Origin of the sequence: Zobellella sp. DQSA1 (assembly GCF_041950555.1) — a bacterium.
GTDB lineage: Bacteria > Pseudomonadota > Gammaproteobacteria > Enterobacterales > Aeromonadaceae > Oceanimonas.
Window position 1 is genome coordinate 633,205 of record NZ_CP169531.1, and the last position, 14,810, is coordinate 648,014.

The following is a 14,810-nucleotide window of genomic DNA, read 5'->3' on the forward strand; positions in this document are numbered from 1 at the left end:
CATGAGTCAACAACAGGCACACATCACCGTATTGCTGGACGAGGCAGTGGCCGGCTTGAATATTAACCCGGACGGCATCTATGTCGACGGTACCTTCGGCCGGGGCGGTCATTCCCGTCACATTCTGTCTCAACTCGGCCCCAATGGTCGCCTGCTGGCCATCGACCGGGATCCCCAGGCCATTGCCGAAGCCAGGAGCATAACGGATCCCCGTTTCATGATATTGCACGGCCCTTTTTCCCGCCTGGCCCAGATGGTGGAAGCGGAAGGACTGACGGGGCGCATTGATGGCGTCCTGCTCGATCTGGGGGTGTCTTCCCCCCAGCTCGACCAGGCCGAACGTGGCTTCAGCTTCCAGAAGGACGGCCCGCTCGACATGCGCATGGATCCTACCTGCGGTCAGAGTGCTGCCGACTGGCTGGCCCACGCGGATGAAGCCGACATCGTCTGGGTACTGAAGACCTTCGGCGAAGAAAAGTTTGCTCGCAAGATTGCCCGTGCCATCGTCCACGACCGGCAACAGACCCCCTTTACCCGTACCCGACAACTGGCGGAGATGATCGCCCGGGTCAGTCCCAGCCGGGAGAAGAACAAGCATGCGGCCACCCGCAGTTTCCAGGCTATCCGCATCTACATCAACAGCGAGCTGGAAGAAATCGAACAGGCACTGAACGGTGCCTTGCAGGTGCTGGCACCCGGCGGCCGGTTGTCGGTGATCAGTTTTCACTCCCTGGAGGATCGTCTGGTCAAGCACTTTATCCGCAAACAGGAGAAGGGCCCCGAGGTACCGCCCGGTCTGCCACTCACCGAGGCCCAGTTGGCCGGTGGCCGGTTATTGAAGAGCATCGGCAGGGCGCAGAAGCCTTCGGCGGCGGAAGTGGAGGCCAATCCGCGGGCGCGCAGTTCGGTGCTGCGGGTGGCGGAGCGCCTGGAGACGTCGGCGTGATCGACGGGCGCATCAACCTGACCAGAGAAATCGGTCAGGATCTGTTACGGCACAAATGGCAGCTGCTGCTGGCGCTGTTGACTCTGGGGTCGGCGTTGACGGTGATAGTGGTGACCCACGGTACCCGCCAGTTGACCAGTGAATATAACGAGTTGATGGCGGAGCAGGATCGGCTGGATATCGAATGGCGGCACCTGCTGCTGGAGCAAAATACCCTGATGGAGCACAGCCGGATAGAAGCCTTGGCCCGAGACAAGCTCGGCATGCGTCGTCCGGCGCCGGCCCAGGAAAAACTGGTGACACAACGATGACACGGCGCAAGACAACCAAGAAAGAACCCATGCTGGTCGGATGGCGTTTCCTGACCGTCTGCGGCGTGATCCTGCTTGCCTTCGTGGCGCTCTTTGCCCGAGCGGCCTGGATCCAGGTGGTGTCACCGGATCGGCTGCGGATGGAGGGGGATTTGCGCTCCCTGCGTACCGCGGTCAGCAGTACGGCTCGCGGCATGATCATGGATCGCAACGGTGAGGAACTGGCCGTGTCGGTGCCGGTGCAGGCGGTATGGGCCGATCCCAAGCAGATCCATGAAGAGCAGAGTCTGCAGAAGGAACAGGCCTGGCAGGCCCTGGCCGAGGTACTGGGGGTGCCGAGAGAAACCCTGCTGGCCCGGGTACAGGATCCCAAGCGCCGCTTCGTTTACCTGCAGCGCCAGGTGACCCCGGCGGTGGCCGAATATATCCGCAAGCTCCGTCTGCCAGGAGTCCATTTGCGGCCGGAGGAGCGTCGTTTCTATCCCACCGGCGAAATCAATGCCCATCTGGTGGGCATGACCAATATCGATGGCAGCGGTATCGAAGGCATAGAACGCGGCTTTAACGAATGGCTGACCGCCCAACCCGGTGAACGCAAGGTACGCAAGGACAGGACCGGCCGGGTTGTCGAAGATCTGGGGGTGGTGTCGGAAGGACGCGAGGCCAATCACATTCACCTGACCATCGATCAGCGCATCCAGGCCCTGGCCTACCGTTCGCTCAAGCGGGCCTCGGAATTTCACCGGGCCACGTCCGCTTCGCTGGTGATGCTGGACGTGAAAACCGGGGAAGTGCTGGCGATGGTCAACACCCCCTCTTTCAACCCCAACAACCGGGGCCAGTACCAAAGCTTCCGGGCCCGCAACCGGGCGGTGACCGATACCTATGAACCGGGGTCTACCCTGAAGCCGCTGATCGTGGTCAGTGCCTTGGAAAACGGCATTGTCCGGGCGGACTCGATCATCGACACCAGCCCGGGCTGGGTGCGGCTGGGGGGCAAACGGGTGTCCGATACCCGCAACCTGGGCGCCATCAGCGTGGAAACCGTGCTCCAGCGTTCCTCCAACATGGGTATGGTGCGGATGGCGTTGCAGGAAACCCCCGAGCAGTTGCTCGATACCCTCTACCGCTTCGGCCTGGGGATCGATTCCGGCATGGGACTGGTGGGTGAGAGTACCGGTATGGTGCCCCAGCGCCGGCGCTGGTCGGATATCGAAAAGGCGACCCTGTCGTTCGGCTACGGAGTCACGGTGACGCCACTGCAACTGGCACAGTCCTACGCGGTGCTGGCCAATGGCGGGGTGCGTTACCCCCTGACCATCGTCAAGCGCAGCCAGCCGCCGGTGGGCGAGCAGGTGATACCACGCCAGCACGCAAACGACGTGCTGAACATGATGGAAAGCGTGATCGGACCGGGCGGTACCGCCCGCCAGGCGGCCATTCCCGGCTACCGGGTGGCCGGCAAGACCGGCACCTCGCGCAAGGCCATCGCCGGCGGCTATGGCAGCGACTACGTCGGCGTTTTCGCCGGCATGGCGCCGGTCAGCAACCCCCGCTTGGCGATGGTGGTGGTGATCAACGAGCCCCAGGGCGATCAGTACTACGGCGGCCAGGTGGCGGCACCGGTGTTTGCCGAGGTAATGAGCGGCGCCCTGCAGTTATTGAATATCCGCCCCGATGCGGCGACCCAGGAACAGTTCCAGCTGGCAGGACAGGAGGCGAAGCGTGGCCCTCACACTTAGAGATCTGGCGGTGCCCCTGGGGCTGTCCGCTCCGGCCATCGCCATCGACGCCATCAGTCTCGACAGCCGGGCTGTCCGGCCGGGGTGCCTGTTTATCGCGGTCCAGGGACTCAGTGTGGATGGCCGTCACTTTATCGAGCAGGCCCTGTCGCTGGGGGCGGCGGCGGTGATGTTTGAAGTGGACAGCCCGGAACAGGCCGGGCTGGATCACCGGGATCATCGGTTGCTCGGCGTCTATGAGTTGCCCCGGCAGCTGTCGTTGCTGGCCGGGGTCTTCTATGGCGACCCCTCCGCCGATCTGCAACTGGTGGGGGTAACCGGCACCAACGGCAAGAGCACCGTCACCCAGCTCATTGCCAACTGGAGTTGCCTGCTCGGCACCCAGGCCGGGGTCATGGGTACCCTGGGCAACGGGCTCTACGGTCGGCTGCAGCAGGCGATCAATACCACCGGCTCGGCACTGGAAGTTCAGGGCCAACTGGCTACCCAACTGGCGGCGGGTGCCAAGCGGGTGGCGATGGAAGTCTCTTCCCATGGCCTGCATCAGCACCGGGTGGCTGCGCTGGATTTTGACGTGGCAGCGTTTACCAACCTGAGTCGGGATCATCTGGATTATCACGGCACCATGGCCGAATACGGCGAGGCCAAGCGCCAGCTGTTCGAGCTCTGCCGCAAGGCCCGGGTGATCAACGCCGACGACGTGGTGGGACGGCGTTGGTTGCGTTCATACCCGGATGCCATTGCCTACAGCCTGCACGGCCGGTTGGCGGATTTTGGCGGCCGTCAGTTGGTGGCGGAGACGGTGCATTTTTATGGTGGCGGGTTGAAAGTGACCATTAACTCCGACTGGGGGAATGGTGTATTATCCGCCCCCCTGATGGGGCGTTTCAACGTGGCCAACCTGCTGGCGGCGATGGCGAGTCTGCTGGCCATGGGCGAGTCGTTTGAATCGCTGCTGTCCACGGCTCCCCGATTGTCCGGGGTAGCCGGGCGGATGGAACCCTTTAGCGCACCCGGCAAACCGCTGGTGGTGGTGGACTATGCCCATACCCCGGATGCTCTGGAACAGGTATTGCAGGCGCTGCGTCAGCATTGCCGGGGCCGTCTGTGGTGTCTGGTGGGATGCGGCGGCGATCGGGACAAGGGCAAGCGGCCGTTGATGGCCGCGGCGGCGGAAGCCGGCGCAGATGTGCTGCTGCTGACCGACGACAACCCCCGCACCGAATCGGCCGAGGTTATTGTCGAGGATATGCGCCGGGGATTGCTCGAACCGGGAGCGGCCCTGGTGATCCACTCGCGGGCGGAGGCTATCCGCCACGCCATCGAGCAGGCGGAGGCGGACGATATTATTTTGGTAGCTGGCAAAGGCCATGAGGATTATCAGATAGTGGGTACTCACAAAGTACATTACAGCGATCGGGAAACCGTGGCCGCCCTGCTGGGGGTGGTCGCGTGATCCCGCTCAGCCTTAGCCAACTGGCCCTGGCCTCCGGTGGCGAGTTACGCGGCGCCGATGGCGCCATTCTGGCGGTCACCACTGACAGCCGCCAGCCCATGGCCGCCGGCTGCCTGTTCGTGGCCCTGGCCGGCGAACGTTTCGACGGCCATGACTTCGCCGCCCAGGCGGCGGACCAGGGCGCGGCGGCCCTGCTGGTGGAGCGCTGGCTGGAGCTGAGTCTGCCCCAGATCAAGGTGGCCGATACCCGGCTGGCGCTGGGCGTACTGGGCGGCCAGGTGCGGGAGCAGAGCCGGGCACGGGTGCTGGCCATTACCGGCAGCTGTGGCAAGACCACGGTCAAGGAGATGGCGGCGGCGATACTGCGCCAGAAAGGCCTGGTGCTGGCCACCCGGGGCAACCTCAATAATGAAATCGGTGTGCCCCTGACCCTGTGCGAACTGACCCCGGACACCGAATTCGCGGTGGTGGAGCTGGGTGCCAACCATATCGGCGAGATCGCCTGGACCAGTTCGCTGACCAAGCCCCATGTGGCCCTGATCAACAACGTGGAAGCCTCCCACCTCGAAGGGTTCGGCTCCCTCGAGGGGATCGCCCGGGCCAAGGGTGAGATCTACGACGGCCTGGAGCCGGGCGGCGTGGCCATCGCCAACGGCGACAGTCCCTTCTGCACCCTGTGGAAGGAAAAACATCCTCTGGTCTACTTCGGCGAGCATCGGGAATACGAAGCCCGCCAGGTCGGCCTGGACAAGACGGGATGTGCCCACTTTCGCCTGTTGACTCCCAAGGGGGAAGTGGCGGTACAGCTGCCGGTGCCCGGCAGGCACCACGTGGCCAATGCCCTGGCGGCGGCGGCGGCCACCGAAGCGTTGGGCGCCAGCCTGGAGGAGATTGCCGCCGGCCTGGGCCGGTTCGGCTCTGCCAAGGGCCGGCTGCAGCTGTGGACGCGAGCTGGCTTGACGGTACTTGATGATACTTATAATGCCAGCGTCGCCTCTGTGCTGGCAGGGCTGGATACCCTGGCCAGTTTGCCCGGCTACCGTATTTTCGTGTTCGGCGACATGGCCGAGCTGGGCGACTACAGCAAGGACATGCATGTCCAGGTGGGTGAGCATGCCCGCAGACTCGGCATCGACCTGGTGCTGACCGTGGGCCGGGACAGCAAGCATACGGCAACGGCCGCCCAGGGCCGGCATTTTGAACAGAAGCAGCAGTTGTGGCCTGAACTGGCTCAAGCGCTGGCACAGCATAATAAGGTGGTGGTTTTGGTAAAAGGTGCGCGCAGTGCCCGGATGGAAGACATCGTCCGGGCCATTCAGGAGGGTGAGGCATGCTAGTCTGGCTGGCGGAATGGCTGACCCCCCATTTCAGCTTTTTCAATGTTTTCTCCTATCTGACCTTCAGGGCGGTGATTTCCATCCTGACCGGACTTTTCGTGTCCCTGTGGATAGGACCACGGCTGATCCGCCGTCTGCAGATGCTGCAGATAGGTCAGGTGGTGCGCAACGACGGACCCGAGTCCCATTTCAGCAAGGCCGGCACGCCGACCATGGGCGGCCTGATGATTCTTATCGCCATCTTCGTCTCGGTGCTGCTGTGGGCGCGGCTGTCCAACCCCTATGTCTGGGTGGTGTTGTTCGTGCTGGGGACCTTCGGTGCCATCGGTTTCGTCGATGATTACCGCAAGGTGGTACGCAAGAATACCGACGGTCTGATCGCCCGCTGGAAATACTTCTGGCAGTCGGCGGCGGCCCTGGCGGCAGCCATCTTTGCTTACTGGATTGCCAAGGATCCGGCCCAGACCCAACTGGTGGTGCCCTTCTTCAAGGATGTCATGCCCCAGCTCGGGCTGCTGTTCATCGTACTCAGCTACTTCGTGATCGTCGGCTCCAGCAACGCGGTCAACCTGACCGACGGGCTGGACGGCCTGGCCATCATGCCCACCGTCATGGTGGCGGCCGGTTTCGCCCTGGTGGCCTGGGCCACCGGCAACGTCAACTTCGCCGCCTACCTGCACATCCCCTATGTGGCCCACGCCGGCGAGCTGACCGTGGTGTGCACCGCCATGGTGGGGGCCGGACTCGGTTTCCTCTGGTTCAACACCTTCCCGGCCCAGGTATTCATGGGCGACGTGGGCTCCCTGGCCCTGGGGGCTGCCCTGGGCGCCATCGCCGTGCTGGTACGCCAGGAATTCCTGCTGGTGATCATGGGCGGCATCTTCGTGATTGAGACCTTGTCGGTGATCCTGCAGGTGGGATCCTACAAGCTGCGCGGCCAGCGGATTTTCCGCATGGCGCCCATACACCACCATTACGAGCTGAAAGGCTGGCCCGAGCCCAGGGTGATAGTCCGCTTTTGGATAATCACCCTGATGCTGGTACTGATCGGCCTGGCTACCCTCAAGGTGAGATAAGTCATGTTACCAGAGCGCATCGTGATCATCGGGTTGGGGCAGACGGGACTTTCCTGTGTGCGCTATTGCCTGGACCGGGGGTGCCGTCCCCTGGTGATGGACACCCGCGCCCGGCCGCCGGGGGCGGAGCAACTGCCGCCCGGTCTTGACTGTCATTTCGGCGCCCTCGACGCCGCCAGCCTGCTGGCGGCGGACTTGCTCATTATCAGTCCCGGGGTGCCCCTGGCGACCCCCGCAATACAGCAGGCCCGGGCCGCCGGGGTGGAGATAGTGGGCGACGTGGAGCTGTTCCTGCGGGAATGCAAGGCGCCCGTCATCGCCATCACCGGCTCCAACGGCAAGAGCACCGTTACTACCCTGGTGGGCGAGATGGCCAGGGCCGCCGGGCTGGCGGTGGGCGTGGGCGGCAATATCGGTACTCCGGCCCTGGAGCTGCTGGCCGGGCCCCTGGAGCTTGTGGTGCTGGAACTGTCCAGCTTCCAGCTGGAAACCACGCCCGGGCTCGCGGCGCTGGCCGCCACCGTGCTCAACATCAGCGAGGATCACCTGGATCGCTACGACTCCCTGGCCCACTACCGGGATACCAAACTCGGCATCTATCAGGGCGCCGGGCTGTGCGTCTACAACCGGGAAGATGACCAGACCCGGCCTCCAGCCGCCGTCAATGCGGTCAGTTTCGGCCTGGACGCGCAAGAGTACGGCCGCGTCCAGCACCGGGGTGAGCTCTGGCTGAGCCGAGATGGCGAGCCGGTGCTGCCGGTGGCGGCCCTGCGCATCCTGGGGGCCCACAACCAGCTCAATGCCTTGGCGGCCATGGCCCTGGCGGACGAAGCGGGCATTCCCAGGGACGTCCAGAACGAGGTGCTGCGTCGCTTCGGCGGCCTGCCCCACCGTTGCCAGTTCGTGGCCGAGAAGCAGGGCGTGCGCTGGCTCAACGATTCCAAGGCCACCAATGTGGGTGCGACCCTGGCGGCCATCGCCGGGGTCGCGGAGGTGGTGCCCGGCCGGCTATGGCTGATTGCCGGCGGCCAGGGCAAGGGCCAGGACTTCACTCCGCTCAAGCCCCTGCTGGAACAGTGTATCGCCGGCATGGCCTGCTTCGGCCAGGACAGGGCCGCCTTGCTGCGGCTTGCCGCCAACACCCATGAAGTAGAGGACCTGCCCGGGGCAGTGGCCTGGTGCGCCGAACAGGCCGTTCCCGGCGACTGGGTGCTGCTCGCCCCGGCCTGCGCCAGCCTGGACATGTACTCCAATTATCTGGCGCGGGGTGAACACTTCGTCGCCCTGGTGGAGGCGCTATGAAGCTGCTGCCCTCTTTCGGTACCGACTGGCTGCTGCGTCCCTCCCAGGGGCTCATCTATGATCGCCAACTGGTGGTACTGGCGCTGTCATTGATGGCCATCGGCCTGGTGATGGTGTCGTCCGCCTCCATCGCCGAGGGCATCAACGTCGGCGATGACCCCTTCTATTTCGTCAAGCGGCATGGTGCCTTCCTGCTGATCTGCCTGCTGCTTGCCAGCCTGATGCTGCAGGTGCCCATGGTGCGCTGGCAGCAGTTCAACGGCAGCTTCCTGATCCTGGCGCTGCTGTTGCTGGTGGCGGTATTGCTGCTGGGGCGCAACATCAACGGCAGTACCCGCTGGCTGGCGCTGGGGCCGATCAACGTGCAGCCGGCGGAAATCGCCAAGCTGGCCCTGTTCACCTTCCTGGCCGGATACCTGGTGCGCAAGCAGGAAGAAGTCAGGGGACAGTGGAAAGGTTTCCTCAAGCCCCTGGCGGTGATGGGAGTGATGTCGGTGCTGCTGCTGATGCAGCCGGATCTGGGGTCGGTGGTGGTGCTGTTCGTCACCACCATCGGCATGCTGTTCCTGGCCGGCGCCCGCATGAGCCAGTTTGTCAGCCTGATCGTGCTGGGCCTCGGCCTGGTGGGTTTCCTGATCGTGACTTCTCCCTACCGGATGCGGCGGGTAACCTCTTTCCTCAACCCCTGGGAAGATCCTTTCGGTAGCGGCTACCAGTTGACCCAGTCGCTGATGGCGTTCGGCCGCGGCGGCTGGTTCGGCGAGGGACTCGGCAATTCCATCCAGAAGCTGGAATACCTGCCCGAGGCCCACACCGACTTCGTGTTCGCCATCCTCGGCGAAGAACTGGGTTTCACCGGGGTACTGCTGGTACTGCTGCTGCAGGCCTGGCTGGCGTTCAAGGCGCTGCACATCGGCCAGAAGGTCCTGATGGGCGGACGCCAGTACGAAGGCTACCTGGCCATGGGCATCGGCATCTGGTTCAGCTTCCAGACGGTGGTCAACGTGGGCGCGGCCTCGGGCCTGCTGCCTACCAAAGGGCTGACCCTGCCCCTGGTCAGTTATGGCGGCTCCAGCCTGCTGGTGATCAGCACCGCCGTGGCCATACTGGTGCGCATTGACTTCGAGTGGCGGCGGGATCATATGCAGGCCAGACAGCGGGAGGCGTTATGAGCAACAGCAGGACCCTGTTGGTGATGGCGGGTGGCACCGGCGGCCATGTGTTCCCGGGGCTGGCGGTGGCCGATGTGCTCAGGGCCGAAGGCTGGGCCATCCACTGGCTCGGCACCGCCGAGCGGATGGAGGCCCAACTGGTGCCCCAGCACGGTTATCCGCTGCACACCATCGATATTGCCGGGGTACGCGGCAACGGCCTCAAGCGGCTGTTGCTGGCGCCCTTCCAGATCCTGAAGGCCGTCGTCCAGGCGCGCCGGGTGCTGCGCCGGGTCAGGCCGGCGGTGGTGCTGGGCATGGGCGGCTTCGCCGCCGGTCCCGGCGGCGTGGCCGCCAGGCTGGCGGGTATTCCCCTGGTGCTGCACGAGCAGAACGCGGCCGCGGGCCTGACCAACCGCCTGCTGGCGAAGATTTCCCGGCGGGTGCTGATGGCCTTTCCCGGTGCCTTTACCGCAGGCGACCACGCCCTTGTGGTCGGCAACCCGGTGCGGCCGGAAGTGGTGGCTTTGCCGGCGCCCGCCGAGCGGATCAACACTGCGCCCCAGCCGCTGCGGCTGCTGGTGGTGGGGGGCAGCCTGGGCGCCAAGGTACTGAATGATGTCGTTCCCGAGGCGGTGGCCCAGGCCGGCAACATCCGGGTGCGGCACCAGACCGGCCGCGGCAACGCCGAGGCGGTGCGCGCCGTCTATCAGGCCCTCGGCATCGAGGCCGAGGTGAGCGATTTTATCGACGATATGGCAGCGGCCTACGGGGCCGCCGATCTGGTAGTGTGCCGGGCCGGGGCCCTGACGGTATCGGAAGTTGCCGCCGCCGGGTTGGGGGCCATCTTTGTGCCCTTGCCCCATGCGGTGGACGACCATCAGACCAAGAACGCCCGCTCCCTGGCCGACCATGGGGCGGCCTTGTTGCTGCCCCAGTCCGAATTGAACGCCGAAGGGTTGGCGGCGGAATTACTGCAATTGACCGGGAACCGGGAACAACTGCTGGCCATGGCCAGCCAGGCCCGGGGACTGGCGATTACCGATGCGGCGGAGCGGGTAGCGGACTGCCTGCGTTCGCTGGCGAAATAAACGAGAGAATGGCATGACCAAGGTTGAACTGGCAAAACTCAGAAGCATAGTACCCGAGATGAGACGGGTACGGCGGATCCACTTTATCGGCATCGGCGGTGCCGGTATGGGCGGTATTGCCGAGGTGCTGGCCAATGAGGGCTATGCCATTTCCGGCTCCGATATCGCCTATAACCCGGTTACCGACCGGTTAGCGGCCATGGGCGCCACCATCTATCTGGGCCACACGGCCGAGCAGGTGGAAGACGCCAGCGTGGTGGTGGTGTCCACCGCCATCAGGGCCGACAATCCCGAACTGCTGGCGGCGCGGGAGCTGCGCATTCCGGTGGTACGCCGGGCCGAGATGCTGGCCGAACTGATGCGCTTCCGTCATGGGGTGGCGGTGGCCGGCACCCACGGCAAGACCACCACCACCAGCCTGGTGGCCAGCATCTACGGCGAGGCGGGCATGGATCCCACCTTCGTCATCGGCGGCCTGCTCAACAGTGCCGGCTGCAATGCCCGCCTGGGCACTAGCCGCTACCTGATCGCCGAGGCCGATGAGAGCGATGCTTCTTTCCTGCATCTGCAGCCCATGGTGTCCATCGTCACCAATATCGAAGCGGATCATATGGATACCTATGGCGGTGACTTCAGCAAGCTGGAAGGCACTTTCATCGATTTCCTGCATAACCTGCCCTTCTACGGCCTGGCGGTACTCTGTGTCGACGACCCCGTAGTGCGTGAACTGTTGCCACGCCTGGGGCGCCAGTTCGTCACCTACGGCTTTGCCGAGGACGCCGACTACCGGGTGGAGGATTTTAGCCAGCAACAGGATCACAGCACCTTCAGGGTATGCCGTCCCGACGGCAGTTGCCTGGACGTCCAACTCAACCTGCCCGGTCGCCACAATGCCCAGAATGCCGCCGCCGCCGTCGCCGTCGCCTGCGAGGACGGTATCGGCGATGATGCCATTCTGGCGGCCCTGGCCAGGTTCGAGGGGGTGGGGAGGCGTTTCCAGCAGTATGGCGAGTTCGACACCGGTCGCGGACGAGTCAAGCTGGTGGACGACTACGGTCATCACCCGAGCGAGGTGCGGGCCACTCAGAACGCGGTGCGGGCCGGTTGGCCCGAGCGTCGGCTGGTGACCATCTACCAGCCCCACCGCTACAGCCGTACCCGGGATCTGTACGAGGATTTTGTCGAGGTGCTGTCGAAAAGCGATGTACTGATCCTGCTGGAAGTGTACAGTGCCGGCGAAGCCCCCATTCCCGGCGCCGACAGCCGGGCCCTGTGTCGCTCCATCCGCAGTCGTGGTCATATGGAGCCCATTTATGTAGCCACTCCGGACGAGGTGCCGATGGTGCTGGCGGAATTGCTGCAGGAGGGGGATCTGGTGCTGACCCAGGGGGCCGGCAATGTGGGCGGGCTGGCGCGTAAGCTCGGTCAACTGCGGTTGTCGATTGAAACGATGAAACAACAGGGAGAACAGGTATGAGTCAGTTCGGTAAAGTGGCGGTGTTGTATGGTGGGCGCTCCGCCGAACGGGAAGTCTCTCTGCGCTCCGGGGCGGCCGTGCTGGCTGGTCTGGAACGAGCCGGGGTGGATGCCCACGGCATCGATACCCGCGACTATCCGCTGGCCCGGCTGAAGGACGAAGGCTTCGATCGCGCCTTTATCGTGGTGCACGGCCGAGGCGGGGAAGACGGTACCCTGCAGGGAGCCCTGGAACACTTGGGCCTTCCCTACACCGGCTCCCGGGTGCTGGGTGCCGCCCTGGCGATGGACAAGATCCGCACCAAACAGGTGTGGCAGGCGATGGGACTGCCCACCGCCGAGTTTCGGGTGGTACATAAAAACGACTTCAATGCGGGGGATGCAGCGGTGCTGCTGGCCCAGTTCCGTGGGCCGGTATTCGTCAAACCGTCCCACGAGGGTTCCAGCATCGGCATGACCAAGGCCACCGATGCCGCTACCCTGGCCACGGCCATCGCCGAGGCGTTCAAGTTCGACGACGAGGTGCTGCTCGAGAGTTTTATCGACGGTGACGAGTATACCGTCAGTATCCTGGGCGAGCATGCCCTGCCGGCCATCCGTTTGCGCACGCCCCACGATTTTTATGATTATTCCGCCAAGTATCAGTCCGGCGATACCGAATATCTCTGCCCTTGCGGACTGAACGAGGAAGATGAACGGGAGCTGGGTGCACTCAGTGTGGCGGCGTTCAAGGCGGTGGCCGCCAGCGGCTGGGGCCGGGTCGACCTGATGCGGGACAAACAGGGGCGGTGGTGGTTGCTGGAAGTTAATACGGTGCCGGGCATGACCGAAACCAGCCTGGTGCCCAAGGCGGCGAAGGTGGCCGGCCTGTCCTTCGACCAGTTGGTGGTCAGGGTGCTGGAGATGGCGTACTGATATGGCCTCTGTCGCGACCCGCACCCGGCTGGAGTTCATCGGCGGCCTGGCCTTTTTCCTGACGGTGCTGTCGGCCCTGCTGTGGGGCCTGTGGCTGCTGGTGATGTGGATGACCGCGGCCAACCAGATGCCGGTGAACAGCCTGCTGATCCAGGGAGAGCACCGCTATCTGAGCCGGGATCAGGTTCGCGAGTCGGTTCTGGAGTTGCCGGAAGTGGGCAATTTTTTTGCCCTGGAAGTCGACCGGGTGCAGCAACAGCTGCTGTCGTTGCCCTGGGTCTACCAGGCATCGGTGCGCAAGCAGTGGCCCGACACCCTGCGGGTCTATATCGTGGAGCAGCCGGTAGCGGCCTTGTGGAACCAGGACGCCATGGTCAACGCCCATGGCGAAATATTCGAGGCCGATCACGGCGAGCTGGAGTTGGTATCCCTGTCCGGGCCGGATGAAGACGCGGCTCGGGTACTGGAAGAATATCGGGCCTTGCAGCGATTTTTGCAGCCTCGGGGCTACAACCTGGCCCGGGTGCACCTGACGCCTCGGCGCTCCTGGGAACTGACCCTGTCCAATGGGCTGCGGCTGCTGCTGGGACGGGACGATATCGAGGCCCGATTACAACGATTTATTGATGTCTATCCGGGCATCGCGGAGCGGGAGCGAGTGGCTTATCTCGACCTGCGCTACGATACCGGGTTGGCAGTGGGATGGAAGCAGGACGAAGAGACTGATAATGACCAAGAGCGCGGAACGAAATCTGATCGTCGGGCTTGATATCGGCACGGCCAAGGTAACAGCCCTGGTGGGGGAAGTGCTGCCGGACGGCGATCTGAACATCATCGGCCTCGGCAGCCACTCTTCCAAGGGAATGGACAAAGGGGGCGTGAACGATCTCGAGTCGGTGGTCAAGTCGCTGAAACGGGCGGTGGATGAAGCCGAGATGATGGCGGACTGCCAGATTACCTCCGTCTATCTGGGGTTGTCGGGCAAACATATCGAATGCCGGAACGAGACCGGTATGGTGCCGATTTCCGACGAAGAAGTGACACAGGAAGACGTGGACAACGTCATCCATACCGCCAAGTCGGTACGGTTGTCCGATGAACACCGGGTGCTGCATGTGCTGCCCCAGGAGTTTTCCATCGATTTTCAGGAGGGGATCAAGAATCCCATCGGCCTGTCGGGAGTGCGTATGCACGCCAAGGTGCACCTGATCACCTGCCACAACGACATGGCGCGTAATATCGAAAAATGCGTGGAACGGTTGGGCCTGCGAGTAGACCAGCTTATTTTCAGCGCGCTGGCATCCAGTTATGCGGTGCTGACCGACGATGAGAAAGAGCTGGGTGTATGCGTAGTCGATATCGGTGGTGGCACCATGGACATGGCGGTGTTTACCGGCGGCGCCCTGCGTCATACCAAGGTGATCCCCTATGCGGGTAGCACCGTCACCAGCGATATCGCCTATGCCTTCGGCACGCCGCCGCTCGATGCGGAAGCGATCAAGGTGCGGCATGGCTGCGCCTTCAGCCGCCTGGTGAGCAAGGAAGATACCATAGAAGTGCCCAGCGTGGGCGGCCGCCCGGCTCGCAGTCTGCAGCGGCAGACCCTGGCCGAGGTGATAGAGCCCCGCTACAGCGAACTGCTCGGCATGATCAACCAGGAGTTGAGCAAGGTTCAGAGTGAGCTGAAGAAGGCCGGCGTCAAGCACCAGCTGGCCGCCGGTCTGGTACTCACCGGCGGCGCGGCCCAAATCGAGGGGCTGGTGGAATGCGCGGAGCAGATTTTCCAATGCCAGGTGCGTATCGGCCAGCCGGCCGGGGTGAAAGGATTATCGGATTATGTTGAGACACCGGTGTACTCCACCGCCGTGGGGCTGTTGCACTACGGCCGGGAGCATCAATCCATGCCTCAACAGGACTACAACAACAAGGCCAGTGTGACCGGGCTGCTGAAACGGGTCGGCAACTGGCTGCGTGGCGAATTTTAATCTTGGCAGGAATCAACCAAGA

13 protein-coding genes are annotated in these 14,810 nt (G+C 63.8%); all 13 read left to right on the forward strand.

Annotation, left to right across the window (positions count from 1 at the left end; translation table 11 throughout):
- The first annotated feature begins 1 nt into the window (after position 1).
- Genes rsmH through ftsA form a run of 13 tightly spaced genes read left to right on the forward strand, consistent with a single transcriptional unit; the run spans position 2 to position 14,788 of the window.
- Positions 2-946, forward strand: coding sequence for a 16S rRNA (cytosine(1402)-N(4))-methyltransferase RsmH (gene rsmH / locus ACEVBK_RS03090; protein ID WP_375057143.1), 945 nt, complete (start codon positions 2-4; stop codon positions 944-946).
- Entirely contained in the window at positions 946-1,257 is a 312-nt protein-coding gene (gene ftsL, locus ACEVBK_RS03095) for a cell division protein FtsL (protein ID WP_375058503.1), read from the forward strand. Before rsmH ends, ftsL begins: the two co-directional genes overlap by 1 nt.
- Positions 1,254-2,999 (forward strand): penicillin-binding transpeptidase domain-containing protein, encoded by a 1,746-nt coding sequence (locus ACEVBK_RS03100; protein ID WP_375057144.1) that lies wholly within the window; start codon positions 1,254-1,256, stop codon positions 2,997-2,999. The genes ftsL and ACEVBK_RS03100 overlap by 4 nt, the downstream gene beginning before the upstream one ends.
- The gene (gene murE / locus ACEVBK_RS03105) at positions 2,983-4,455 is read left to right on the forward strand and encodes a UDP-N-acetylmuramoyl-L-alanyl-D-glutamate--2,6-diaminopimelate ligase (RefSeq protein WP_375057145.1); all 1,473 of its coding nucleotides are present in this window, start codon (positions 2,983-2,985) and stop codon (positions 4,453-4,455) included. The genes ACEVBK_RS03100 and murE overlap by 17 nt, the downstream gene beginning before the upstream one ends.
- The gene (gene murF, locus ACEVBK_RS03110; protein ID WP_375057146.1) at positions 4,452-5,792 is read left to right on the forward strand and encodes a UDP-N-acetylmuramoyl-tripeptide--D-alanyl-D-alanine ligase; all 1,341 of its coding nucleotides are present in this window, start codon (positions 4,452-4,454) and stop codon (positions 5,790-5,792) included. Before murE ends, murF begins: the two co-directional genes overlap by 4 nt.
- A complete protein-coding gene (gene mraY / locus ACEVBK_RS03115; protein WP_375057148.1) occupies positions 5,786-6,868 on the forward strand; it encodes a phospho-N-acetylmuramoyl-pentapeptide-transferase in 1,083 nt (360 codons plus the stop codon). Before murF ends, mraY begins: the two co-directional genes overlap by 7 nt.
- 3 nt (positions 6,869-6,871) lie before the next feature.
- Positions 6,872-8,170, forward strand: a complete 1,299-nt coding sequence (murD, locus tag ACEVBK_RS03120) for a UDP-N-acetylmuramoyl-L-alanine--D-glutamate ligase (protein WP_375057149.1) — start codon at positions 6,872-6,874, stop codon at positions 8,168-8,170.
- Positions 8,167-9,342, forward strand: coding sequence for a cell division protein FtsW (gene ftsW / locus ACEVBK_RS03125; protein ID WP_375057150.1), 1,176 nt, complete (start codon positions 8,167-8,169; stop codon positions 9,340-9,342). The genes murD and ftsW overlap by 4 nt, the downstream gene beginning before the upstream one ends.
- Complete coding sequence (murG, locus tag ACEVBK_RS03130) at positions 9,339-10,412, forward strand: undecaprenyldiphospho-muramoylpentapeptide beta-N-acetylglucosaminyltransferase (RefSeq protein ID WP_375057151.1); 1,074 nt, start codon at positions 9,339-9,341, stop codon at positions 10,410-10,412. The genes ftsW and murG overlap by 4 nt, the downstream gene beginning before the upstream one ends.
- Positions 10,413-10,425: 13 nt before the next feature.
- Positions 10,426-11,889 (forward strand): UDP-N-acetylmuramate--L-alanine ligase, encoded by a 1,464-nt coding sequence (murC, locus tag ACEVBK_RS03135; protein WP_375057152.1) that lies wholly within the window; start codon positions 10,426-10,428, stop codon positions 11,887-11,889.
- Complete coding sequence (locus ACEVBK_RS03140) at positions 11,886-12,803, forward strand: D-alanine--D-alanine ligase (RefSeq protein WP_375057153.1); 918 nt, start codon at positions 11,886-11,888, stop codon at positions 12,801-12,803. Before murC ends, ACEVBK_RS03140 begins: the two co-directional genes overlap by 4 nt.
- Position 12,804: 1 nt before the next feature.
- The gene (locus ACEVBK_RS03145) at positions 12,805-13,572 is read left to right on the forward strand and encodes a cell division protein FtsQ/DivIB (RefSeq protein WP_375057154.1); all 768 of its coding nucleotides are present in this window, start codon (positions 12,805-12,807) and stop codon (positions 13,570-13,572) included.
- Positions 13,532-14,788: a cell division protein FtsA gene (ftsA, locus tag ACEVBK_RS03150; protein WP_202082955.1), complete on the forward strand. Its 1,257-nt coding sequence runs from the start codon at positions 13,532-13,534 to the stop codon at positions 14,786-14,788. Before ACEVBK_RS03145 ends, ftsA begins: the two co-directional genes overlap by 41 nt.
- The last annotated feature ends 22 nt before the right edge of the window (positions 14,789-14,810 follow it).

What these genes read in the sequence shown, in the direction of transcription:
- rsmH (WP_375057143.1), top strand. Translation starts at nt 2, where the DNA reads ATGAGTCAACAACAGGCACACATCACCGTATTGCTGGACGAGGCAGTG.
- murC (WP_375057152.1), top strand. Translation starts at nt 10,426, where the DNA reads ATGACCAAGGTTGAACTGGCAAAACTCAGAAGCATAGTACCCGAGATG.
- murG (WP_375057151.1), top strand. Translation starts at nt 9,339, where the DNA reads ATGAGCAACAGCAGGACCCTGTTGGTGATGGCGGGTGGCACCGGCGGC.
- ftsA (WP_202082955.1), top strand. Translation starts at nt 13,532, where the DNA reads ATGACCAAGAGCGCGGAACGAAATCTGATCGTCGGGCTTGATATCGGC.
- ACEVBK_RS03145 (WP_375057154.1), top strand. Translation starts at nt 12,805, where the DNA reads ATGGCCTCTGTCGCGACCCGCACCCGGCTGGAGTTCATCGGCGGCCTG.
- mraY (WP_375057148.1), top strand. Translation starts at nt 5,786, where the DNA reads ATGCTAGTCTGGCTGGCGGAATGGCTGACCCCCCATTTCAGCTTTTTC.
- ACEVBK_RS03100 (WP_375057144.1), top strand. Translation starts at nt 1,254, where the DNA reads ATGACACGGCGCAAGACAACCAAGAAAGAACCCATGCTGGTCGGATGG.
- murD (WP_375057149.1), top strand. Translation starts at nt 6,872, where the DNA reads ATGTTACCAGAGCGCATCGTGATCATCGGGTTGGGGCAGACGGGACTT.
- ACEVBK_RS03140 (WP_375057153.1), top strand. Translation starts at nt 11,886, where the DNA reads ATGAGTCAGTTCGGTAAAGTGGCGGTGTTGTATGGTGGGCGCTCCGCC.
- ftsW (WP_375057150.1), top strand. Translation starts at nt 8,167, where the DNA reads ATGAAGCTGCTGCCCTCTTTCGGTACCGACTGGCTGCTGCGTCCCTCC.